This is a genomic window from Pseudomonas sp. MWU13-2862, from assembly GCF_023242495.1.
GTDB classification, from domain to species: domain Bacteria; phylum Pseudomonadota; class Gammaproteobacteria; order Pseudomonadales; family Pseudomonadaceae; genus Aquipseudomonas; species Aquipseudomonas gingeri_D.
In genome coordinates, this window is sequence record NZ_JALMEZ010000024.1 from 43,936 (window position 1) to 64,471 (window position 20,536).

Annotated in this window: 18 protein-coding genes; 5 read left to right on the forward strand and 13 right to left on the reverse strand. The window is 55.5% G+C overall.

What is annotated here, in order from left to right; translation table 11 throughout:
• Positions 1 to 70 precede the first annotated feature (70 nt).
• The 12 genes from M5C56_RS30675 to M5C56_RS30730 all read right to left on the reverse strand — a co-directional run bounded on the left by M5C56_RS30675 (position 71) and on the right by M5C56_RS30730 (position 10,396).
• A complete protein-coding gene (locus M5C56_RS30675; protein WP_103496183.1) occupies positions 71 to 577 on the reverse strand; it encodes a general secretion pathway protein GspN in 507 nt (168 codons plus the stop codon).
• Positions 574 to 1,176 carry a type II secretion system protein GspM gene (gene gspM, locus M5C56_RS30680; RefSeq protein WP_103496182.1) on the reverse strand — a complete coding sequence of 201 codons (603 nt, stop codon included), beginning with the start codon at positions 1,174 to 1,176 and terminating at the stop codon, positions 574 to 576. The genes M5C56_RS30675 and gspM overlap by 4 nt, the downstream gene beginning before the upstream one ends.
• The gene (locus M5C56_RS30685) at positions 1,151 to 2,260 is read right to left on the reverse strand and encodes a PilN domain-containing protein (RefSeq protein ID WP_103496186.1); all 1,110 of its coding nucleotides are present in this window, start codon (positions 2,258 to 2,260) and stop codon (positions 1,151 to 1,153) included. Before M5C56_RS30685 ends, gspM begins: the two co-directional genes overlap by 26 nt.
• A complete protein-coding gene (locus M5C56_RS30690; RefSeq protein ID WP_103496181.1) occupies positions 2,257 to 2,967 on the reverse strand; it encodes a helix-hairpin-helix domain-containing protein in 711 nt (236 codons plus the stop codon). The genes M5C56_RS30685 and M5C56_RS30690 overlap by 4 nt, the downstream gene beginning before the upstream one ends.
• Entirely contained in the window at positions 2,964 to 3,593 is a 630-nt protein-coding gene (locus tag M5C56_RS30695; RefSeq protein WP_103496180.1) for a prepilin-type N-terminal cleavage/methylation domain-containing protein, read from the reverse strand. The genes M5C56_RS30690 and M5C56_RS30695 overlap by 4 nt, the downstream gene beginning before the upstream one ends.
• Positions 3,590 to 3,970, reverse strand: coding sequence for a prepilin-type N-terminal cleavage/methylation domain-containing protein (locus M5C56_RS30700; RefSeq protein ID WP_103496179.1), 381 nt, complete (start codon positions 3,968 to 3,970; stop codon positions 3,590 to 3,592). The genes M5C56_RS30695 and M5C56_RS30700 overlap by 4 nt, the downstream gene beginning before the upstream one ends.
• On the reverse strand, positions 3,967 to 4,422 hold the full coding sequence (locus M5C56_RS30705) for a GspH/FimT family pseudopilin (RefSeq protein ID WP_247263460.1): 456 nt from the start codon (positions 4,420 to 4,422) through the stop codon (positions 3,967 to 3,969). Before M5C56_RS30705 ends, M5C56_RS30700 begins: the two co-directional genes overlap by 4 nt.
• A gap of 2 nt (positions 4,423 to 4,424) precedes the next feature.
• Positions 4,425 to 4,847 carry a type II secretion system major pseudopilin GspG gene (gene gspG, locus M5C56_RS30710; protein ID WP_103496178.1) on the reverse strand — a complete coding sequence of 141 codons (423 nt, stop codon included), beginning with the start codon at positions 4,845 to 4,847 and terminating at the stop codon, positions 4,425 to 4,427.
• A 19-nt stretch (positions 4,848 to 4,866) separates the two neighbouring features.
• The gene (gene gspF, locus M5C56_RS30715; RefSeq protein ID WP_103496177.1) at positions 4,867 to 6,078 is read right to left on the reverse strand and encodes a type II secretion system inner membrane protein GspF; all 1,212 of its coding nucleotides are present in this window, start codon (positions 6,076 to 6,078) and stop codon (positions 4,867 to 4,869) included.
• Between the two features lie 2 nt (positions 6,079 to 6,080).
• A complete protein-coding gene (gene gspE, locus M5C56_RS30720; protein ID WP_103496176.1) occupies positions 6,081 to 7,784 on the reverse strand; it encodes a type II secretion system ATPase GspE in 1,704 nt (567 codons plus the stop codon).
• 447 nt (positions 7,785 to 8,231) lie between these two features.
• Complete coding sequence (locus tag M5C56_RS30725) at positions 8,232 to 9,593, reverse strand: DUF6531 domain-containing protein (RefSeq protein WP_247263461.1); 1,362 nt, start codon at positions 9,591 to 9,593, stop codon at positions 8,232 to 8,234.
• A gap of 395 nt (positions 9,594 to 9,988) precedes the next feature.
• The gene (locus M5C56_RS30730) at positions 9,989 to 10,396 is read right to left on the reverse strand and encodes a DUF4279 domain-containing protein (RefSeq protein ID WP_103496174.1); all 408 of its coding nucleotides are present in this window, start codon (positions 10,394 to 10,396) and stop codon (positions 9,989 to 9,991) included.
• Positions 10,397 to 11,162: 766 nt separating this feature from the next.
• Here M5C56_RS30730 and M5C56_RS30735 point away from each other — a divergent pair.
• The 5 genes from M5C56_RS30735 to M5C56_RS30760 all read left to right on the forward strand — a co-directional run bounded on the left by M5C56_RS30735 (position 11,163) and on the right by M5C56_RS30760 (position 20,007).
• Positions 11,163 to 13,976 carry an RHS repeat-associated core domain-containing protein gene (locus tag M5C56_RS30735; RefSeq protein ID WP_281438961.1) on the forward strand — a complete coding sequence of 938 codons (2,814 nt, stop codon included), beginning with the start codon at positions 11,163 to 11,165 and terminating at the stop codon, positions 13,974 to 13,976.
• Positions 13,964 to 14,329 (forward strand): hypothetical protein, encoded by a 366-nt coding sequence (locus M5C56_RS30745; RefSeq protein WP_247263462.1) that lies wholly within the window; start codon positions 13,964 to 13,966, stop codon positions 14,327 to 14,329. The genes M5C56_RS30735 and M5C56_RS30745 overlap by 13 nt, the downstream gene beginning before the upstream one ends.
• Before the next feature lie 856 nt (positions 14,330 to 15,185).
• Positions 15,186 to 16,814: a DUF6531 domain-containing protein gene (locus M5C56_RS30750; protein WP_247263463.1), complete on the forward strand. Its 1,629-nt coding sequence runs from the start codon at positions 15,186 to 15,188 to the stop codon at positions 16,812 to 16,814.
• A gap of 29 nt (positions 16,815 to 16,843) precedes the next feature.
• Positions 16,844 to 19,555: an RHS repeat-associated core domain-containing protein gene (locus M5C56_RS30755; RefSeq protein ID WP_247263464.1), complete on the forward strand. Its 2,712-nt coding sequence runs from the start codon at positions 16,844 to 16,846 to the stop codon at positions 19,553 to 19,555.
• Between the two features lie 11 nt (positions 19,556 to 19,566).
• Complete coding sequence (locus M5C56_RS30760; RefSeq protein WP_103495998.1) at positions 19,567 to 20,007, forward strand: hypothetical protein; 441 nt, start codon at positions 19,567 to 19,569, stop codon at positions 20,005 to 20,007.
• 222 nt (positions 20,008 to 20,229) lie between these two features.
• On the opposite strand, the gene M5C56_RS30765 is transcribed toward M5C56_RS30760, so the two are convergent.
• Complete coding sequence (locus M5C56_RS30765; protein ID WP_247263465.1) at positions 20,230 to 20,439, reverse strand: hypothetical protein; 210 nt, start codon at positions 20,437 to 20,439, stop codon at positions 20,230 to 20,232.
• Positions 20,440 to 20,536: the final 97 nt, after the last annotated feature.

A 20,536-nucleotide genomic window follows, 5' to 3' on the forward strand; every position in this document is an offset into this window, starting at 1 on the left:
CGTTTGATCACGTTGAGCAATCCTTTGGGTCTTGGCGACGGTAGCGATATTCGTGGGGCGCTTGGCCGGTTCAGCGCAGCGCCGAATTAGGGACTTTCAATACAGGGAGCAACAGGTCTTGCTGAGTGGACTTGAAGCTCAGCGAGACTTTCCCGCTTTCAATTTTTTCCACGACCCAGCCATTGGGCAGGGACTCTCCCTTGAGCAGGCCCAGGCTTTTACCCTCGGAGGTCTTGAAGAAGGCTTTGAGCAGTGGTGGAGAAATCACGACCCCTGTCAGCGATAACCCGGTGAGGGCCGGGATGCTGGTCTCGACATTCAACGCAGCAGCGACGGGGTCGACGCCCCGGTCCTGATTGAACAAGGAACGGGTCCAGGTCTCGCTATAGGTTTGCAGCGGTACCGGTGCGGTGGCGATGGAGGCAGCCATCTTCGGTGGCGCAGGCCTTTGCTCGGCTTTGGGGTACCACTCAATCGCGGTCCCCCAGCCCTTGAGCATGGCGACGCCGGCGACAGCCATCAGCACGATCAACACGGTCATCAGCACGTTGAGGCCGCCAAGTCTTTTTAGGCTCACTGGGCGGTCTCTTTGGGCGCGCCGTTGCGGGCATAGGCGCTGACGAGAATCTGGGCAGTCAGGCGATGGCTTTGTTCGGGCGTTTGCTGTGGGCTGCGACGTAGGCTGAGCGTATCTACAAACAGTGAGACTCGTTCGTTCTCCAGTTGATAAAGGAGGGCGGCGAGGGGTTGGATGTTGCAGTCCAGATTGATGCTGACTTTGACTTGCTTATAAGGACCCGACTCGCCAGCGGCGATAGGCATCCGATTGGTCATGTTGCAAGTGCTGCCTGGCGTGACAACGGCCTGAAGCTTCGAGGAGACCAGTTGCATCAACTGTGCGGTGGCGGCACCCGTGTCGGAATCTGAGAGCAGGCGATCGTTGCCCTGGGGCGCATTTTTGGCTGCGGCCAACTGCGCTTCAATAACGGGGCGTTGGGCCTGAAGGGCCTGGTAGCGTTGCTGATTGGCGCGCAGTGTGTCCATCTCGTCGGCGATGGACTGCAAGGGCGCGGTAAACCACCAATGGATGCACAGGAAGTAGGCGGCCACCAGCGTACCTGCCGCCAGTGCTAATGCTGCGCCTCGCTGCTCACGGGCTGTCAGGCGCAGACGCATGGAGATCATCCTTGATACGTAATTGGGCTGTCAGGCTAAACCGGTCCAGGCCGGTGCTGCTGTCAGGCTGAATGATGCCCTGAAACTGCAGGCTCTCCAAGCGGGTGCAGGCTTTCATTTTTCCGATCAACTCCCCGGCCTGACTGCTCTGTCCACCAAGGCTGACGGTACCTTGCTGGTTGATGTCCAACTGTTCCAACCAAGTGTTGGCGGGAATGCAGGTGCTGAGTTCGTGCAGCAGCGCAGCCTTGGAGAGTGCCCGGGCCTTTTGATCCTCAACGAAGCGCCCAGCGTCCAGCAATCCATTGAGCTGCTGTTGCAGCGCTTGGGTCTGTTGTGTGTCACTGCGCAGCGCTTTGACCTGGCGAGTCATTTCCTCCAGGGCGCTCTGACGGTTGTGCACCCACAGCAGCATGATCGACACGAGCAGGACCACGCTCAGTCCCGCCACGATCTGGTGCAGTCGTTGGGTGGGGTGGCTGTTGGCGGGGCGTCGCGCGGCGGGAAGCACGTTGATGTTCAGGCGCTGCCCTTGATCGTTCAGTGCGTCGACCGCATCGATTCGGTGCCCAGCCTGGCTTGCGCTATCGAGCACCGCGTCGAGTCGTTCGCGCAGCACAACGATCAACTGAAGGTCCAGGTGGTCTTGGCGTTTGCTCCCGTTCGGGACGTGCACCTTGTCAAAGTAGACATCGCTGGACTTGAAAGGCGTGTACTTGTCCATCTCAAAGGCGAGCGCTGCCTCGGCGTCTGGCGAGGCGGCCATGGGGAGTTGGACCGGTATCAGGAGGACCTGGTCGCGTGGCAGGATCAAGACGTATCGACGTTGCCGTTCATGGGTGGGCAGAGTGGGGAGGGTGGCCTCAATGCCTTGGGGGCTCCAGGTTCCATCCGCGCGCCCGTACAGAAGCACCTCTCGGTTCGAGGGTTCCAGCACCTCTCGCCATTGTTTGGGCAAGCAGGCGATCAGTTCTGCGCGCCACCACCGAAAAAAGGCCGGCAACACTGAACTGCGCCATTGGTAGGACAGCTGACTTTTTAGCGTCCGCAGGGCTGAGGACCCATTCCCTATTGCTGTCTTCATTCTTGCCAACGCAGCACGCGGTAGAGTTGCGTGCCGTCTCCTTGAGGGTTGAGTAAAAAAGCCACGTTCAGATCTGCTGAAGCCCCTGTGGCAAGAACGGCCTGTGCGTGCACGCTGAGAACAGTACCGGGGTTTCTCCCAAGGGGGGAAGGCCCAAGCTTGAGCGCCGAACGAACGACCTCGGAGGCAAACGACGGATCAGGTTGACCCAGCCCCGTCCACAGCGTCAAGTCAGGCGCCAGTTGTTCATACAGTGTCGGATCCATCCCCGGAAATGACTGGAGTTCCTCGATTGCTTTGAGGGGATTGCTGCTCGCGCGTCTAGTGCTTATTTCGGCGGCAATTTGGTTTGCTTGAGCCGGTGAGGCCCCCAAATACTGGGTGAGGCGGGCGAGGCTGTCGACGTTCGCAAAGTTCACGTCCAGTTTGCCGCGCTCGCTGTAAACCTTGACCGTTAGTTGTGCGTCGTCAAAGGACAACGCGTAGGGACGCCCATCGGCAATGAGGGTGGCGGGAGACGCGGTGAGCGCCTGAATCGCCAGCGCCAGCCCCGCCTCTGCCGCGAGCTGGGCCTTGGCGTGTTGCAGCTCATAGGCGCTTTGGCGATTCTCCAGGCGAATGGCTTGCACCACGGCGCCCATCATCAGGCTCAGCAGCGCCAGCGCCCAAAGGGCGAGGATCAAGGCCGCACCGCGCTGAGGCTTCATGGCGTTGCCCCGATTGAGTTTTCGGCAGGGCTCAGGGGGATCGCGACCACTAGCGGTGGCCAGTCGATTTGCCCTTGGGCGGCGAGTTCGATCCGCACGTATTGTGGAAGCCTTTCTGGCCACGGCCAACGTTCAAGCCAGCCGGTGGTGTGAAGACTGTTGTCCAGGCCTCGATAGCTGAAGCGCAGCTGACTCAAGTGTTGCAGCAGTGTCTGGGGCGTTCCCCAGGTGTGCAGACCGTCAGCCTTGATCTGCGTAAAACTCACCTGCAGGTCAGCGGCGCCCTTGCCATTGTCCACCAGGGCGAATGAATGTAGCTGGACACCCCCCGACAGTTGCGACGGCAGAGGTGCTACGAAACGCATCGTCTGGCGCTCGCCTTCGAAGACCCACTGAACGTTTTTGGCATCATGCAGAAATGCGACAGGAAGGCTTTGTTGCAGAGCACTGCGCAAAAAGCCTTGAGCCGTTCTGACTTCATTCAGGCGATTGGAATACCGTTCACTGAGGTCGAGCGTGCGATTGCTGACGGTCAAGGCTGAGGCGATCAGGACCATCAGCAAGCCGAGCAAGCTGAGGGCAATCAGTACCTCCAGCAGGGTGAAGCCGCGGTTGTTCGACCTCATCGCGCTTGCACCGAGCTTCGACCTTGCACCCGTAGCGTGGTGAAGCGCTCTTGGCGGGTGCCTTGCTCCAGGGCCAGTTCCAACCGATAGAGCTCCACGGAAGACTTACCCGGGGCCAGGGTCGACGTCAGTTGCCAGTTCACTTCGTCAATCTTGCCTTCCCAGTGCCCGGGCTTGAGCAGCCCTTTGGTCTGTTCGTCAAAGACCGACTTGGCCAGTAGAGCCATGTGGGTGGTTTGGTTGTCCTGGGTCAGCGCCTTGGTGGTGTACCCCATGGCGTTTAAAAAAATGGCAAACCCAACTCCCAAAAGCGCCACGGCGGCCAGCAGCTCCAGCAGCGTAAATCCACCCTGAGTAGGGTGTTTGAGGGGGCTCATCGCTGCTCTACCTCCGTCCATGAGACCTTACCGGTGAGCCAGGCGATGTCCACGCGCCACGCGCGCGTGCCTTTTTCCAAGTAGATATTGCCGCCGCTGGCGCTGCCGTTCGGGTAAAAGGCAATGGCTCCGTGCTGCGGGGACAGGTTCGCTGCGGTGGTCAGGCGCATCTGCATGCCTTGAGGCAGCAAGTGTTCCGCTTGCCCGGGTACCTGATAGCCGTTGCGTAAAAGATCAATGTGCAGCAGGGCGGTCTGGCCACTCATGATGGCTTGGCTGCGCACGTTGCGTAAGGCCAGCGCCAGGTCTGTTTTGGCCTGGCGGTCCCGCGCCTTTTCCAGGCCTTGTGACACGCCAAAGGCGAGCACGCTGAAGCCGATGGCGATGATCACAATCACAGCCAGCATCTCCAGCAGGGTAAAGCCCTGCTCAGCCGGGCGGCCTGGCTTCACCGCTATTCCCAGTTGCCGACGTCAGCGTTGTAGCCATCGCCGCCGGGTTGCCCGTCTTTGCCGTAGAACGTGAGATCAAAGGGGCCGTGCTCGCCGGGGGCGCGGTAGCCAAACGCATTGCCGAAGGGGTCTTTCAGGTCGCTGGGTTTGGCGTAGGGGCCATTCCAGTTGCGGACGTTGGCGGGCTTGGTCGTGAGGTCGACCAGATCCTTGGGCGGGGACCCCACATCCAGGCCGTAGCTCTCGACTTTCATGGAGAGGCTGGCCAGCTGTGCCTTGCCGGCGCCGTACTTGCCTTTATCGACATTGCCCCCGACCTGGCGCACCACGATTGTGGCCACGACGCCGAGCAACACAATCACGGCCAGCATCTCAAGCAGCGTAAAACCACGGCTGGTAGAAGGAAATGAGCGAACACGTTTCATCTTTCAGATTCCATTCAAATCAAATATTACTGGTCAGACTCATCAGCGGGAGCATGATCGCCAGCATGATCAATGCCACCAGAGCGGCCATTATCAGGGTGAGGGAGGGGACCAGGGCGGCCAGCAAACGATCGATACTGCGCTTGGCATCATCGTCATATACCGAGGCCACCTTGAGCAGCATGGTATCGAGTGTGCCCGACTCTTCGCCTACTTGAATCATCTGGATCGCCAGGTCCGGAAAAACACTTTCGGTCTCCAGCGCTTTGGAGAGTCGGCTGCCGTCTTTGACTTTGACGATGGCCTGTTCCACCGCGCCGCGAATGGCCTGGTTTTTACAGACTTGCAAGGCGATATCAAACGACGCAATCAAGGGCACGCCCTGGCTGAGCAAAGTGCCCAGGGTGTGCGTCAGTCGGGCCGTCTCTAGGCGTAGCAACAAGGGACCGGCCACCCACCACAGCAGTATTCGTCGGTCCCAGGAGAGGCGTCCGGCGGTGGTGCGAAGATGGCGATTAAACAACAAGAACGCCGCCACGAGCGCCACGAACAGGTAAAGGCCGTAGTCACCCAGGAACTGCCCCAGTCCGAGAATGGCTTCGGTGATCAACGGGATCGGTACCCCGAGTCCGGAGAAGATAGGCACAAACTGAGGCACCACATAGGCCAGCAGCAACATGAGCGAGCCGAGCACGCCGACAATCAGGAAGGCGGGATAGATCAGCGCGTTGATGACCTCGCTTCTGACTTTTTGTGCTCGCTCCAGGTACGCGGTCAATTGCCCAAGCGTCTCGCCCAATTCACCACCGGCTTCGCCGGCCTTGATCAGGCTGAGGTAGAGGGCGGAAAACTGCGGGCCCTCCAGTGACATGGCGGATGAAAGCGTTTGCCCACCTTTGACGCGGTCACGAATGCGCTCCAGCAGCAGACGCGCTTCGGGTTTGCTGGGCTGACGTACCAGCGTATTCAGCGCTCGCTCCAAAGGCTGGCCCGCGCCAATCAAGGTGGCGAGCTGTTGGGTAAAGCGAGCGAGCTCGACCGCATTGAGCGGAAGGCGCTGGAACCAGTTCTTGAAACTGGACGAGGCGCCGCTGGCGGACGTTTCAAGATGAAGCACCAGTAAGCCACGCTCCTGAAGCTGGCTTGCGGCTTTCTCCTGGCTTTCGGCGTCGAGCCGGCCATTGAGGGCGATGCCGCCTGAGTCGAGCGCTCGGTATTTAAAGGACTGCATGCTCACTCGCTGCGTGTAACACGTAAGACTTCCTCAAGGCTGGTGATGCCGGCCAATGCCTGGCGCAACCCATCCTCATACAGCGTGCGCAGTCCAGAGGCCCGTGCCGCGGCTTCGAGCGTCGCGGCGTCAGCATGGCGCATCAGTAACGAACGCAACGTTTCGTTCATGACCAGCAATTCTGTCAAGGCGCTGCGTCCCTGGTACCCGGTGCCGGGGGCACCTTCTTTCGGGCGGTAAAGCAGGATCGGCCTGGCGTCGGTGTATTGATCCAGTTGGTGTTCTGCGATCAGCTCTGCCGGCGCCTCGAATGCCTCGCGCCATTCAGGTATTAAGCGACGTACCAGCCGCTGGGCGAGGATGCCGTTCACGGTGGAGGCGATCAGGTAGCTCTCGACCCCCATGTCCAGCAGGCGGGTGATACTGGCGGCGGCGCTGTTGGTGTGAAGGGTTGAGAGCACCAGGTGCCCCGTCAGCGATGACTGGATTGCGATCCGGCAGGTCTCCAGGTCGCGCATCTCACCGATCATAATCACGTCCGGGTCCTGACGAACGATGGAGCGCAGGACGCCAGCGAAGTCCAACCCAATGGTGGGTTTTACCTGGATCTGATTGATGCCTTCCAGTTGGTACTCAACCGGGTCCTCAACCGTGATGATCTTGCGCTCTGCGGTATTGAGTCGAGAGAGCGCGGTGTAGAGCGTGGTGGTTTTCCCTGAACCGGTGGGGCCGGTGACCAGCAAGATGCCGTGGGGCCGTTCCAGTACATCAAGAAAAGTGTCCAGGCGCTCGCCGTCGAAACCCAGGCTCTGGAAGTCGAAGGATACTGTCTCACGGTCCAACAGGCGCATGACCACCGATTCGCCGAAGCTGGTGGGGACGGTGGACACGCGTAGATCGAGTTCTTTGCCCTGGATCCGCAGCATGATGCGACCGTCCTGGGGCAGGCGCCGTTCGGCGATGTCCAACCGGGCCATAATCTTGATGCGAGAAATGACCGCTGCCGAGGAGCTTACGGGCGGGGCTTCGGCCAAGTGCAGAACCCCGTCAACGCGATAACGGACCTTCAACTGGCTTTCGAACGGCTCGATATGAATATCGGAGGCGCGCTGCTCGACGGCCCGCTGCAGAATCAGGTTTACCAGGCGGATTACGGGGGCTTCGGAGGCGAGGTCCTTCAGGTGCTCAATATCAGCCGTCTGATCACCAGCATCGTCTTCCAGATTTTCGATCAGCGTGCCCATGGCGGTTCGACCCTGGCCGTAGTAACGCTCGATCAATTGCTCGATATCACTGCGCAACCCAATCGAAATGCGGACCGGGCATCGGCAGGCATAGACCAGGGCTTCTATGGAGGTGTTCTGCGTTGGGTTGGCCATGAGCACATGCAGCACGCCATCCACGGCGGACAAGGGCACCACGCCGTGGTGTTTGAGAAAACGCACGGACAGCTCAGGGAGACTCTCGTTGATCTCGGGGGCATCAGCGGCCAGTAGCAGGGGAGCGCCCAATACCGTTGACCAGGCCAGCGCCAGGTCTTGTTCCGACACCAGACCCAGGCGAAACAGCACCTCGGTCGGATCTTGCTTGTGCTGACCGACCTGCAACTGCTGCGCGCGCTCGACATCGGCGCGTTTCAATCGGCCGGCCCCGACAAGCCATTCAACAGCGCTCTGCGTGAGGTCAGGAGACGTCAGGGCGTTCATTGCGGGTCGCTGCGTAAGGCAGGGAAGTGCAAGGTATGCAGTTGGGCGCGCGCAAGAGTCAGGTGCTTGAAGGGCTGCACGGCAGAGCAGGGCAGTCGCATGATTTCAGGTCCTTCTAAATCGAGGGGTGGTTCTGTTTGGGAACCTAAGCATTGCCAGCATCCGGCCATCGAGGTTGTATATCTTAGGCCGCCGCCTACAACAATACCCATCAGGAAAAATGTGGGAAAGGTCACGCTCTCGAAGAGCTGGCCTCTCTGGTTGGCGGGGCCCCCAGCATGTTGTCCAACTGCTGCTTAGAGCTGCGAGAACTAGCCACCAGAAGTTCTACTGCCGCCGTGAGTCGCTTTCAAATGGGGTCAGCGGGCCCCATTCGTGAGTTCTTGGGCTTTAGGGCGCATGGAGGGGGCTATTCAGAGAACGAGCCCCCTATTTGGGTGGGAAAGGCTAATTGACCCCACTTGGTATATGAGGGAGGGGCACAGGCGAAGTGCCGTCTCCTCCGGGGGGCGGCGGGAGGGGGGGGAATCCACCTGGAGGAGGTGGCGGTGAAGCAGGTCCTGTAATGGTTGTAGAAATTTTGTTGCCGGAATGATCATAGGCGTAACTGATGATTTTTCCGCTACCGTCAATAGAGGTTGGATTCGCACTGTCTGGGGCCCATCCGACATTTGTCACTCTCGGTTCGGCAGACCCCGCACCTTCCGTATGACTGGTCATCAAACCTCTGCTGTTATAGGTGTAAGTAGTCACCACTCCTGTGTTGTCAGTCTTTTTCACTACACGGCCGGCGTCGTCATACTCGTAACTGCTATTGCTGGCACTGCAACCTGGGGAGGGCTCTCCAATTATGGAGGTGACTCGGCGCGCACCCTGGAAATTTTGAAAGTTATAGGTGGCAACTTTGCCAAGCTCATTGGTGACGGAGGTCGAGCCATCAGGATTGTAGGCGAGTAGCGTTTTCCCCGCCCCACCCGCGTGCTCGGAGCTGATTGCCCGTCCTTGACTGTCATATGACCATGTCGCCATTCTCACCCCTCTCTCATCAGTAATCCCGGTTAATGCGAAAGGATTGGCGGCGTCTTCATAGTGATACAGTCGAGTCGAGAGAGTCCCATTATAGTTTTTTGTTGCGTTTATAAGCCGCTGAGAATCATCGTAGGTATATACGATTTCGAAGGTCCCAATTTTGAAGCTTTGGACACCGGTGCCATACGGAGTGATCTCCATTACCTCTCCCGTCATTGGCGAAGTGATGATTTTTTTAACACCAATGGTCGTGATTGTTTGAATGCCGGATGTCAACGGCTTGATGGAAATCAAATTTCCCGACGTGTCAAATGCCAATTGATTTCTTTGGCTGTCGGTATACAGCCATTGAGTGCCATCAAAAACTAAAGAACCTGTCTCTGTCGATTCTGCTGTTGCGATCTTATTGCTGTCAAGGGAAAATATGGAAGTGGTTCCGTCTGGCTTTACTAAACTTGCTTGTTGAATGCCGATCTCTAAGCTTTCACTGTAACTGAATTGCCATATTTTATGAGTGCTGTTGTAGTACCTGTGAATGCTGAAAACTTTGTCTTCAAAATCAGTTTCGTCTTGAAATTTATTTCCAGTGGCGGCGTTTATTGGGTTCCCTTGGGCAGTAGATATCCCTCCGCAGCCCGGTGTGCTCGCAGGGTTTCCAGCTTCCTTCCTCGGGAGTGCTTCTCCGTCCTGATAGCAAATCCCAGAATAAAGATCTAAATGGTCAAACTCCACCCCACAATCTCCCATTGCCGACATTAACGCACCGTATTTTCTTACCATGGGAAGAGGTCCTTGGTTATCCTCGCCTCCATAGTAGTCAGGTTGCAGAACGTACATAGCTTCACAAGTCAACCTGTGGGTGGCTTCGAATGGTAGCGGGGGTGAAAGTGTCCGAAAAATCATGCTCCCGGGTTGTATTACATACACTCCCTGTAGGGTGGAATCTATTGAGGCTTGGCATGCTTCTTCCGCTGATGCATATGTTACCATTGCATCTATATGGCTTTCATAGACTTGCCAGCCAAAGCTTTGTCCAAAACAATTAATGGTAAAGAAAAAGGTAAGTAAGCCTGAAAAAATGTGCCTTGGTGTACTCATTGCTCACCCTGTCTAATTTATGCGCCCTCGCGAGAATACTCAGGCTAGCTATGTTTGGTTTTGTTGGAGGAATTATGTCAGCTAACATAAATATCGAGCGCCATATCAATCCCCAGTCCACCCATGCGCCTCAAGAGAAGGTAGCTGAAAACCTCACCAATGTTCCCGGCTCCATACCACCCAATAAAAAACTCGATTTTATTTTCGGATGCAATGTGCGCTTCAAAATACTTTGAGTGTTTTTCAAGTTTATCGAGCTCGCCTGATAAAAATGTATTCAAGTCTCCGCTGCGCTTCTTGCATAACAAAAAAGAACAATAGTTTGTCTCATGCACCCCTTTCAGGGATTTTTCAGTGGGTGTTGTTCTAGTCTGTCCTTTGCTGTGCTTCGATGTGGGCTCGAGTCCTAGAGAGGCAGGAATCAGCTCTGGGTCAAAATCAACGCCGGAAAACCTCAATGAAACACTGAATTCATAAGGGTGCATATTTGCCCCCTCTGTTTAGGTAAGTAATTTGTCGTCGGCCCGTTATTAATAGCGTTACGTATGTAACGCTGGTGATATCCAGCATATCGGTGCGAAGGTCATCGGTCGTGGAGATTTGGTCCAGTACGGTGTTGGTGTCATTGAGAGCAGAGGCGGAGGCTGGGACCGACAGGATCAGAGCAAGAGCACCAAGACGAAAGGCAGAGTGCGGCATGTTCAGGTCCTTCTGAAGGTCGGGGCTCAGTTGGGGGCACCTGCTGACTTCGGTGGCCTTCCTTGCGCGTCGTAGGTGTATAGCGTAGTTCGAGTAGGTCCCACAACCTTGTCCTTCAAAAAGGGCAAAAGATCCCATTTCTAGGTGGTCTGTACGGGCTAAGGGTGTACCGGCGCGTCGGCCCGACTGGCTTCCAGTCCTCGGACATTTTAGGTGCAGGTCGAATCGCTGATGAGTCATTCGGTGGGGATTCACCGAAGATGGTCGTTATGCTCTGGGCAGGTCCCTACATGCACCCATTTTGGCCGTTATGGCGATCTGTAGACCGTCACTGATCTCAATGACCAAGGTCTGAAAGTCTGCCGTACTGAGGCTAGCGGCCTCCGTTTGCCCGGCTGAGCATCGCCCAATACGATTTGTGGCGATTTTTGAAGAGCAAGGTTGTGGAACCTACTCGAACCAAGCTATACACCTACGGCACGCAAGGAAGGCCGCTGAGTCAGCAGGCGACGCCCAACTGAGCATGACCTTTTTATTCAGAAGGACCTGAACATGCCGCACTCTGCCTTTCGTCTCGGTGTTCTTGCGTTGGCCAGTGGTTTTTTGGCTCTGCCGGTTTGCGCATCGACCATCAATTACACCTACACCCCACTGAACCAAGTCGCCACGATTGATGGTCCGCGCACCGATGTGCCGGATATCACCAGTTTTGCCTACGATACCCAAGGCAATCTGACCACGATCACTAATGCCCTGGGTCAGGTCTCGACGCGCGCCAACTTTGATAGCTACGGCAACCCGCAGACCGTCACCGACCCCAATGGTATGGTCACCACGTTGACCTTCACGCCTCAGGGATGGTTGGCGTCCAGTAGCATCGCCGGCGTCACCACTCAGTACGCCTACAATGCTGTTGGAGATCTCACCCAGATCACCGCGCCTGACGGGAGTTTTTTAGCCTACACCTATGACGATGCTCGCCGCTTGGTCACGGTGACCAACACCCTGGGAGAAACGCAGAGCTATGCTCTTGACTCGATGGGCAACAGAACGACCTCTCAAGTCAAGGACGCGAGCGGCACTTTGATGCGTCAGCAGCAACGCACCTATGACGAACTCGGTCGTTTGCTCACCCAGGTCGGCGCGGGAGGGCAAGTTACCCGTTATGCCTATGACCTGAATAACCAACTGACCCAGCAAACCGATGCGCGCAGTAACGCCACTAATCAGGCGTTCGATGCCCTGGGTCGTGTGGTGCAGGTGACCGACCCTCTGGGCGGCGTCACTGCGCTGAGTTACAACACTGCCGATAAGCTCACTCAACTGGTTGATCCGCGAGGCGTCACGACCCAATACTTCTACGATGCCGAAGGTCGGGCGTTGCAGATCAACAGCCCTGACGGCGGTAGCTCGAACTTCAACTATGACGATGCGGGGAACGTCACGCAAAGAACCGATGCACGCGGGATCTTCACCACTTACCAGTACGATGCCCTGAATCGTCTGATCGCCCAGCGCTACCCGGCGACTCCGGCCCTGGACGTTGTGTATACCTATGACCAAACGGACGGAGGGAATAAGGGCATTGGTCGATTGACCGGCGTCCAGGACTCTACCGGAACCGTGTCCTACGTCTACGATGACCGTGGCCAACGGATCGCTCAGAATCGAACCTTGAATCTGGCCGGTCTGAACATCAGTGCCTCCACGACATACAACTACGATACCGCTGGCCGAGTTGCTCAGCAGGGTTACCCCGACAACGTGTCGGTGAATTACGCTCGCAATAACGCCGGGCAGATCAATGCGGTGACGCTCACCCTCAATGGTCAGAGCGTTCCGATTGCCAGCAATATCGCCTACGCACCGTTCGGCCCACTCACGCAACTGACCTGGGGTAATGGCCTGACCCTCAGTCGTACCTACGACCAAGACTACCAACTCACCGCCCAAACCATCGGCAACTGGCAGAACCAGTACGGCTTTGACCCGGCGGGGAATATCACCAGTCAGCAGAGCAATCTCTGGGGCGCCGTGCAGTACCAGTACGATGCCCTGAACCGACTGACCCGTGAGCAGAGCGCGACCACGCAGAAGGACTACGCTCTCGATGCCGTCGGCAACCGGACCCAGCGCACCACGACCGATCTGGCGTCAGGCACTGTCAGCGAAACCCAGACGGCGACCGTCGCAACAGACAGCAACCTCCTTGCGACCCTGGACGGCTTGACGCTGCCCTACGATGCTGCCGGTAATTTGCAGCAGCACACCACGGGGCTGCGTTACACCTACGATGACAGCGGTCGAATGAATGCCGTGTACCAGGCCGGTGCTCAGCGCATTGCTTCCTTTGCTTACAACAGCCTGGGCCAACGGACTCTCAAACTGACCTACGATCCGGTCAGCAGTGCGCTGGTGAGTGGCAGTACCTACCTGTACGGTCCAGGCGGAGAAGTGATTGGCCAGGCCGACTATGATGCCAGCGGTCAGCGTCTCGTCACTCGCTACTGGATCTGGTTGGACGGTATGCCGCTGGCCCAGGTGGAACTGAACTACACCCAAGGAGTGCCGAGTGGTTTCCAACTGGTGTACCTGCACTCGGACCACCTGAACACCCCGCGGTTGGCCAGTACCCACCAAGGCATCGTTTGGAGTTGGATCAGCGACGCCTATGGCGCGGCACTGCCCAACGAAGACGTTGCCGGCAGCGGTACAGCCACCCATATCCCGTTGCGCTTCCCAGGCCAGCTCTACGATGCGCAAACGCAGTTGAGCTACAACTACTACAGGGATTACGACGCCAATCTGGGGCGTTATGTACAGAGCGATCCCATTGGGTTGGGCGGGGGGATGAATACGTATGCATATGTTAGCGGAAACCCTCTTAGCTACATTGATCCTCTTGGGTTGTGGGGCGTTGGTGTCTTGGCCGGTGGGGCGGCTGAAGCGGGAGGGGGAGTTGCCGGTGTAGGCGTTACGGGCTCTCTAGGTGGCGGAGTTTTTGGTGGGGGCACTCAAGGTGTCAATGTGGGTGCAGTTGCGAGCGGGGGGGCGTTTGCTGGTGGGCCCGGTTGGGGGGGCAGTGCTCCGTCTGCGCAGCCCGGTGGGACAACGGCGGCCCTGGGTGCCTTTGCTGGTATCGGCGGTGGTGGATATATTACGAATGCGACGAATGCCGGGGAGCTTGGAGGGCCATTCAATACGTACTCATTCAACCTTGGTACTGGCCCCGTCCAATTCTCCGTACAGTTTGGCGAAAGCGATGGAACGTGGATTGGCTCGTTGTCAGTGGGGCCAGGAATAGGTATTAATGCGAGTACATACCCAACGAATACTGGCGTGCTGGGGACATCATGCAAACAGTAACGGTATTTTTTATTGGCGTTGTAATGGTTCTATTCGTGTGTGGGGTATTTCAGCTTTGTGGGCGTTATCTCATCGTGTACAAAACGACACATGAGTCAATTAAAATTGAAGTTTTTGGTTTGCCAGTGATGAGGATTCCTTATGGGCGCATTCAGGACGTGCGCAGGATAAGTGGTTTGGAATCGTTGAAGCCTGGTATGCGTACTTTGCGAGTCGGAAATAGAATAGTTGGGGGGGTCGTACGTGTTCAGAAAGATCGAGGGGCCATTAGGTCAGTGCTCGTGACTCCTGATGATCCAGATGAGTTTGTCGCGACTGTTAAAGGGCGACTGCCCGTTCCTGATGTGAGTTAATTTTATGGAAGGTGTGAAGCGCATCGATTGCGATTGAGGACGAGCCTTCAACCAACTGTTCAGCCAGTAACTCTCCTTGTACTTACGATGACTGTGGCTTGGAAGTCAGCCGCACTGAAGCCAGTGGCGCGCCCTTAGCTCGTACGATCACCACTGAATGGGACCCTTCACGTTTTATGAGAACTCAGACTGTGGAGCCCATACGAATCACGCTATACACCCACGTCGTGCAAGGAAGACAAACGGTGCCTAACATTTCATTCAGATGGACCTGAACATGCAGCATACTTCCTTTTTTTGGCGCTCGTGCACAGGCCTGTGCTCTTTACGCACATCCAGTATCGACCTCAACTATCGCCTATGCACACATGGCACGGGGGAGATTGCGTCAGTTAATTGCCCGTGTACCGCTTGGAGTTGATCATGGAAAAGCTCATGCCAATGGCGTGAAAGGAAAAAATATGCGAAACACCTCAAACGTTAGATTTTATATTTCAGGAAAACTATTATTTATTTTTTTGCTCACTAATCGTTTGGAATTCAGCTATTGCGACACCTTGCATATGGACCGCCGGTGGTCTGGATCCGTCTCCCTCGGCCTACACAACGTGTGAAGCTACAATGAATCGATATGCGAACAAGCCGTGGACGTATCAGGCGAAGGATCCTAGGCTTTATCCATATAGCGACACCGACAAGCTCTGTACGTGGCTTAGGAAACAATGGGATGAGTACTGGTTTAAATATGGCGTGCATCGTACAGGCGACTCCTGTGGGTTAGATGCGACCGCGGATTGCGACAGTGCATCAATTATTTACCAAGGCTCGATATAACTTTAAATAAATTATTTGTCATATGGCAGCTCGCGAAACTCCCAATAATTACGATCACGGACAAAACGACATGGGATTTATATCAGGTGATACGACCATTTCAATCAGAATCGGGTCCTTGCGCGTACACGATTTTTTGACACGTGTATTTCAATCTAAACGATTTTATTTAATATTTCTCCTTGCGGCTTCATTATTTTTTTCGTCCATTTCGAGTGCGACATATTACTACTGGACTGGGAATGCCATTTATACTGGATCAGTTGACTCTACTCCTTATGGTGCTTGTAAAAAAGCTTGGGATTTGATAATTGTCGGAAATACTGGTTTTACCAATTACTCAAACTTGAATGTTGTTCGTTACGACGACACTGATTTTATTTGTTACGTTAATTATATTTCTGGAGGGGGTTTATATGGGGCTGGAGTGAATGCGGAGCTCGAAGGAGCTGAGTGCCCTCCCAATCAATCACTGGATGTTGAAACGGGTACTTGTGGGTATAATAATTCACCAAAACAAAAAGGAACTTCGCACGAGCTTGCGTGCAATTTCGTGAAAGACCCTATAAATATCTCCAATGGAAATGTTTTTGAAATGGAAGTGGATTATCAAAGCAATGCGGCTGATCAACTTTCATTTTCCAGGTACTACAATAGCTCGGATGGATATTGGAGGCATAATTTTTCTGCGCACCTTAGGTTCGACACGAATCAGACCACGGTCGTGATGAGCGATGGGCGGGAGGCCTATTTTAATGTTCAAGGCCAAACCATCTCGGCCTCACCGGATGAGCTGGGGGTTCTCACCACTCAAAATAGCAACTGGCTTTATGTCGACACTCAAAATGATCAATATGCGTTTAACAGTAGCGGCAAGCTTACACAGCTAACCAATTCATCTGGAAAAATCTATACCTTAACCTACGTTGACTTGTCTACGATTAGCGTGACAACCAATTTTGGCGTTACTTTTACGATCAAGGAGGATGGTTTTCACCAGCCTCATCAGTTCAGCATTGGCGGCTTGTCCATTAATTACACCTACAATGACTCCTCGCACTTGACTCAGGCTACACAAACTAACGGCAACCAAACTCAGACGCGCTCATATCAATATACCGATCCCAATAATCCTTCTTTACTCACGGGATTGACCGATGAGCGCGGCATCCAAATTTCTAGTTGGAGCTATGACTCGCAGGGAAGAGCCATATCCAATGAACGCCCTGGAGCGGTAGGCAAGGTCTTGATTGCCTATAACACGGATGGGTCTACGACCGTCACCAATGAGCTTGGCAAGCAAACGACTTATCAGCTCACCACCCTCAACGACGTAAAGCACATCACCGCTATTCAGGGTGAGCCAACGCCGAGCTGCCCCGCCAGTAACTCCACCTACACCTACAACGCCGCCGGCCAGGTGCTGACTAAGACCGACGCCCAGGGCTACGTCACTGCCTATAGCTACAACGCCCGAGGTCTGGAGGCCAGCCGCACTGAAGCCAGCGGTACGCCGCTGGCTCGCACAACCACCACCGAATGGGACCCTTCACGTTTTCTGAAGACTAAGGTTGTGGAGCCTACACGAAGCACGCTATACACCTACGACGCCCAAGGCCGGCCATTAAGCCAACAGACGACGCCCAATTGAGCCGCCCATTTTCTCAGAAGGACCTGAACATGCCCCACGCTGCCTTTCGTCTTGGCGTGCTTGCCTTGGCCTGTGGTTTTCTAGCCTTACCGGTCTCGGCCACAACCCTCAATTACACCTACACCGCCCTGGGCCAAATCTCCACGGTCGATGGTCCGCGCACCGATGTGGCGGATATCACCAGTTTTGCCTATGACACCCAGGGCAACCTGACTACGATCACCAACGCTCTGGGCCAGGTCTCGACACGCGCCAATTTTGATAGCTACGGCAACCCGCAAACCGTCACCGATCCCAATGGCGTGGTCACCACGCTGACCTACACCCCACAGGGCTGGCTGGCCTCCAGCAGCATCGCTGGTGCCACCACTCAGTACGCTTATAACGCCGTCGGGGATCTGACCCAAATCACCGCACCCGATGGAAGCTTTCTGGCTTACACCTATGATGATGCGCGACGTCTGATTGCGGTGACCAATACGTCAGGCGAGAAAGTTAGTTATTCGCTCGATGCGATGGGGAATAGGCTGTCTGCTCAACTGAGTGATGCTAGTGGGGGGCTTACGCTACAGCAGCAACGGGCCTATGACGAACTTGGCCGTTTGCTCACCCAGGTCGGCGCAGGCGGACAAACCACCCGCTATGCCTATGACCTCAACGACCAACTCACTCAACAAACCGACGCGCGCAGTAATGCGACCAACCAAGCGTTCGATGCCCTGGGTCGTGTGGCACAGGTCACTGACCCGCTGGGCGGCATTACCGCACTGACCTACAACACCGACAACCAGATCACCCAACTGGTTGATCCACGAGGCGTCACAACGCAGTACATCTACGATGCTGAAGGCCGCGTGCTGCAGATCAAAAGCCCCGATGGGGGCACCTCTAGCTTCACCTATGACGAAGCCGGCAACGTTAGTCAAAGAACCGATGCACGCGGGATCGTGACCACCTACCAGTACGATGCGCTGAATCGCCTGACCGCCCAGCACTATCCAGCCACACCGGCCTTGGACGTGGTGTACACCTACGACCAAACCGACGGTGGAAATAGGGGCATTGGTCGACTGACCGGTATCCAGGATCCCAGCGGAACCGTGGCCTATGTCTACGATGACCGCGGCCAACGAATCGCCCTGAACCGAGCCTTGAACCTGGCCGGTCTGAACATCAATGCTTCAACGACGTACAGCTACGATACGGCTGGCCGAGTGGCCCAACAGGGTTACCCCGACAATGTGGCGGTGAGCTATGCTCGCAACAATGCAGGGCAGGTCAACGCGGTTTCGTTGACCCTCAACGGTCAAAACTTCCCTATTGCGGCCAATATCGCCTATGCCCCGTTCGGCCCGCTCACGCAACTGACCTGGGGCAACGGCCTGACCCTCAGCCGCACCTACGACCAGGACTACCAGCTCACGACCCAAATCATCGGCAACTGGCAAAACCAGTATGGCTTTGACCCCGTTGGAAATATCACCAGCCAGCAGAGCAATCTCTGGGGCGCAGTGCAGTACCAGTACGATGCGCTGAACCGACTGACCCGTGAGCAGAGCGCAACCACGCAAAAGGATTACACCCTCGACGCCGTCGGTAACCGGACCCAGCGCACCACAACGGATCTGGCCTCCGGCACCATCAGCGAAACCCAGACCGCGACTGTAGCCACGGACAGCAATCGCCTGGCGACAGTGGAGGGGCTGACACTTCCCTACGACACTGCGGGGAACCTGCAGCAGAATACTACCGGTTTGCGTTACACCTACGATGACAGCGGCCGAATGAACGCGGTGTACCAGGCCGGTACCCTTCGCATTGCCTCCTTCACCTACAACAACCTGGGCCAACGGACTCTTAAGCTGACTTACGACCCCGTCAGCAGTGCACTCGTCAGCGGCAGTACCTATCTGTACGGCCCAGGCGGAGAAGTCATTGGTCAAGCTGACTATGGTGCCAGCGGTCAGCGCCTCGTCACGCGCTTCTGGATCTGGCTGGATGGTATGCCGCTGGCCCAGGTGGAACTGAACTACACCCAAGGCGTACCGAGCGGCTTCCAATTGGTGTATCTGCACTCGGACCATCTCAATACCCCGCGGCTTGCCAGTACCCACCAGGGTATCGTCTGGAGCTGGATCAGCGATGCCTACGGCGCGGCACTGCCCAACGAGGATGTGGCCGGCAGCGGCACAGCCACCCATATCCCGCTGCGCTTCCCTGGCCAGTTCTACGATGCGCAAACACAGCTGAGCTACAACTACTACCGGGACTACGATGCTAACTTGGGTCGCTATGTGCAGAGCGATCCAATTGGATTGGCGGGCGGTGGTAACTCTTATGCATATGTTGATGCAAATCCACTTTCGTTTTCTGACCCGTATGGGTTGGCGCCGAGCATTAGTGGTATCAAGGCTGCACTTCGTGCGGTATATGACCTCGTAGGAGGCCAGCTTCCAAAGGGCGAGCCTGGGAAGTTTGGCAGTCCTCAAGCGGGTGACAGCAAAAAGGGATACAGACTCGATCCTGGGCATCCTAATCGACCCGAAGGTGACCCCGAGGCGGGTCCACACATAAACTGGTGGGATTACACCAATGGGAAGAGAGGTAGTGGCGGTAAATCTGGTGTGGAGAAAATCCTGGATGGCATAGTGCCTTTCATATTACCCCCAGGGTTTGAAGAGGCGTGCCAAAATAACCCATCTATGTGGGGTTGCCCTGTAGAACCGCCACCCTCGTGCTGAAGGATAAAGTTATGGATGAGCACAAGATAGTCAATCATGAGAACGAATGTGGACGCGCATTTCCCCACTTTGATCGTGTTGAGGGAGATGCCTTAGATGTGCTAAGAGAAAGGATTTATAGTCTATTTTTTAAGAATTATAATATTAAACTTCCTGATGAAATGATAAAGACACAGCGGGTCGTGGTGTCTAAGTACCAAAAAAATGCGGCTGAAAAAGATTTTATGCTCGATGAGTGCTTTAGGTATTTTGGAGTTTGTCCAAAAGAAAGGGTGTATGTTAATTGGCGGTGTTTTGATGAGTTGGATCGGTTGCTCGCTGTAGACTTGGTTAGTGATTTTTCAAGTATTTGGTATCCGGAGTCGGATGACATAGAAATTTTCGATGAGGAATTGTCTTGGATGGTCGCAATTGCTCATGATGGAGTAGTCGAATTAAGATTTAGACTGTAACGCTAATTCTAGTGACCCAAGGAAGTGAGGTTTGTAAGGGCGCGTAAGAGGTCTGCCTCGCATATGCGAGGTGGGTACAAACAAGCCCTGGGATTTTCTCGGCGTGTCAGTCAAGGGAGACAAGCGGTTGTTGGCCTCCAAATCGCGACTGCCTAAAAAACTGACCACTACTGACCGTGGCCCGTTGAGTTTTCAGGTACGCAGGTCCCGGGCGGTCGTTGTTTACTCGTCATCGTCGCCCGTGTCGTTCTGAGAGGCTGCAATTTCTTCAACGTATTCCTCGCATCCTTCGTTGAATGAGGGGGAAGGGGTGTTGCAATAGTCCGCGTCGTCAATGTCGTTCTCTTCGGCCCACGCGTATCCGGCATCGTGCCCTTCTCCTGCCAGGGCGGTGTACGGTGATGCGCTCAACAGCAGTGCGACGGTGATCATTCTCAAGTCCATTTGTGAATCTCCTTGTGCGAGGTGTTGAGGGTTGCATAGAGCCATGAAATACACGGTTTGTGCCAGGCAAAAGAGTGAGGTCCCT

What these genes read in the sequence shown, in the direction of transcription:
- M5C56_RS30690 (WP_103496181.1), bottom strand. Translation starts at nt 2,967, where the DNA reads ATGAAGCCTCAGCGCGGTGCGGCCTTGATCCTCGCCCTTTGGGCGCTG.
- M5C56_RS30765 (WP_247263465.1), bottom strand. Translation starts at nt 20,439, where the DNA reads ATGATCACCGTCGCACTGCTGTTGAGCGCATCACCGTACACCGCCCTG.
- M5C56_RS30700 (WP_103496179.1), bottom strand. Translation starts at nt 3,970, where the DNA reads ATGAGCCCCCTCAAACACCCTACTCAGGGTGGATTTACGCTGCTGGAG.
- gspG (WP_103496178.1), bottom strand. Translation starts at nt 4,847, where the DNA reads ATGAAACGTGTTCGCTCATTTCCTTCTACCAGCCGTGGTTTTACGCTG.
- gspF (WP_103496177.1), bottom strand. Translation starts at nt 6,078, where the DNA reads ATGCAGTCCTTTAAATACCGAGCGCTCGACTCAGGCGGCATCGCCCTC.
- M5C56_RS30685 (WP_103496186.1), bottom strand. Translation starts at nt 2,260, where the DNA reads ATGAAGACAGCAATAGGGAATGGGTCCTCAGCCCTGCGGACGCTAAAA.
- M5C56_RS30725 (WP_247263461.1), bottom strand. Translation starts at nt 9,593, where the DNA reads ATGGTAAGAAAATACGGTGCGTTAATGTCGGCAATGGGAGATTGTGGG.
- M5C56_RS30730 (WP_103496174.1), bottom strand. Translation starts at nt 10,396, where the DNA reads ATGCACCCTTATGAATTCAGTGTTTCATTGAGGTTTTCCGGCGTTGAT.
- M5C56_RS30755 (WP_247263464.1), top strand. Translation starts at nt 16,844, where the DNA reads ATGCCCCACGCTGCCTTTCGTCTTGGCGTGCTTGCCTTGGCCTGTGGT.
- M5C56_RS30750 (WP_247263463.1), top strand. Translation starts at nt 15,186, where the DNA reads ATGGCAGCTCGCGAAACTCCCAATAATTACGATCACGGACAAAACGAC.
- M5C56_RS30760 (WP_103495998.1), top strand. Translation starts at nt 19,567, where the DNA reads ATGGATGAGCACAAGATAGTCAATCATGAGAACGAATGTGGACGCGCA.
- M5C56_RS30735 (WP_281438961.1), top strand. Translation starts at nt 11,163, where the DNA reads ATGCCGCACTCTGCCTTTCGTCTCGGTGTTCTTGCGTTGGCCAGTGGT.
- gspM (WP_103496182.1), bottom strand. Translation starts at nt 1,176, where the DNA reads ATGCGTCTGCGCCTGACAGCCCGTGAGCAGCGAGGCGCAGCATTAGCA.
- gspE (WP_103496176.1), bottom strand. Translation starts at nt 7,784, where the DNA reads ATGAACGCCCTGACGTCTCCTGACCTCACGCAGAGCGCTGTTGAATGG.
- M5C56_RS30745 (WP_247263462.1), top strand. Translation starts at nt 13,964, where the DNA reads ATGCAAACAGTAACGGTATTTTTTATTGGCGTTGTAATGGTTCTATTC.
- M5C56_RS30695 (WP_103496180.1), bottom strand. Translation starts at nt 3,593, where the DNA reads ATGAGGTCGAACAACCGCGGCTTCACCCTGCTGGAGGTACTGATTGCC.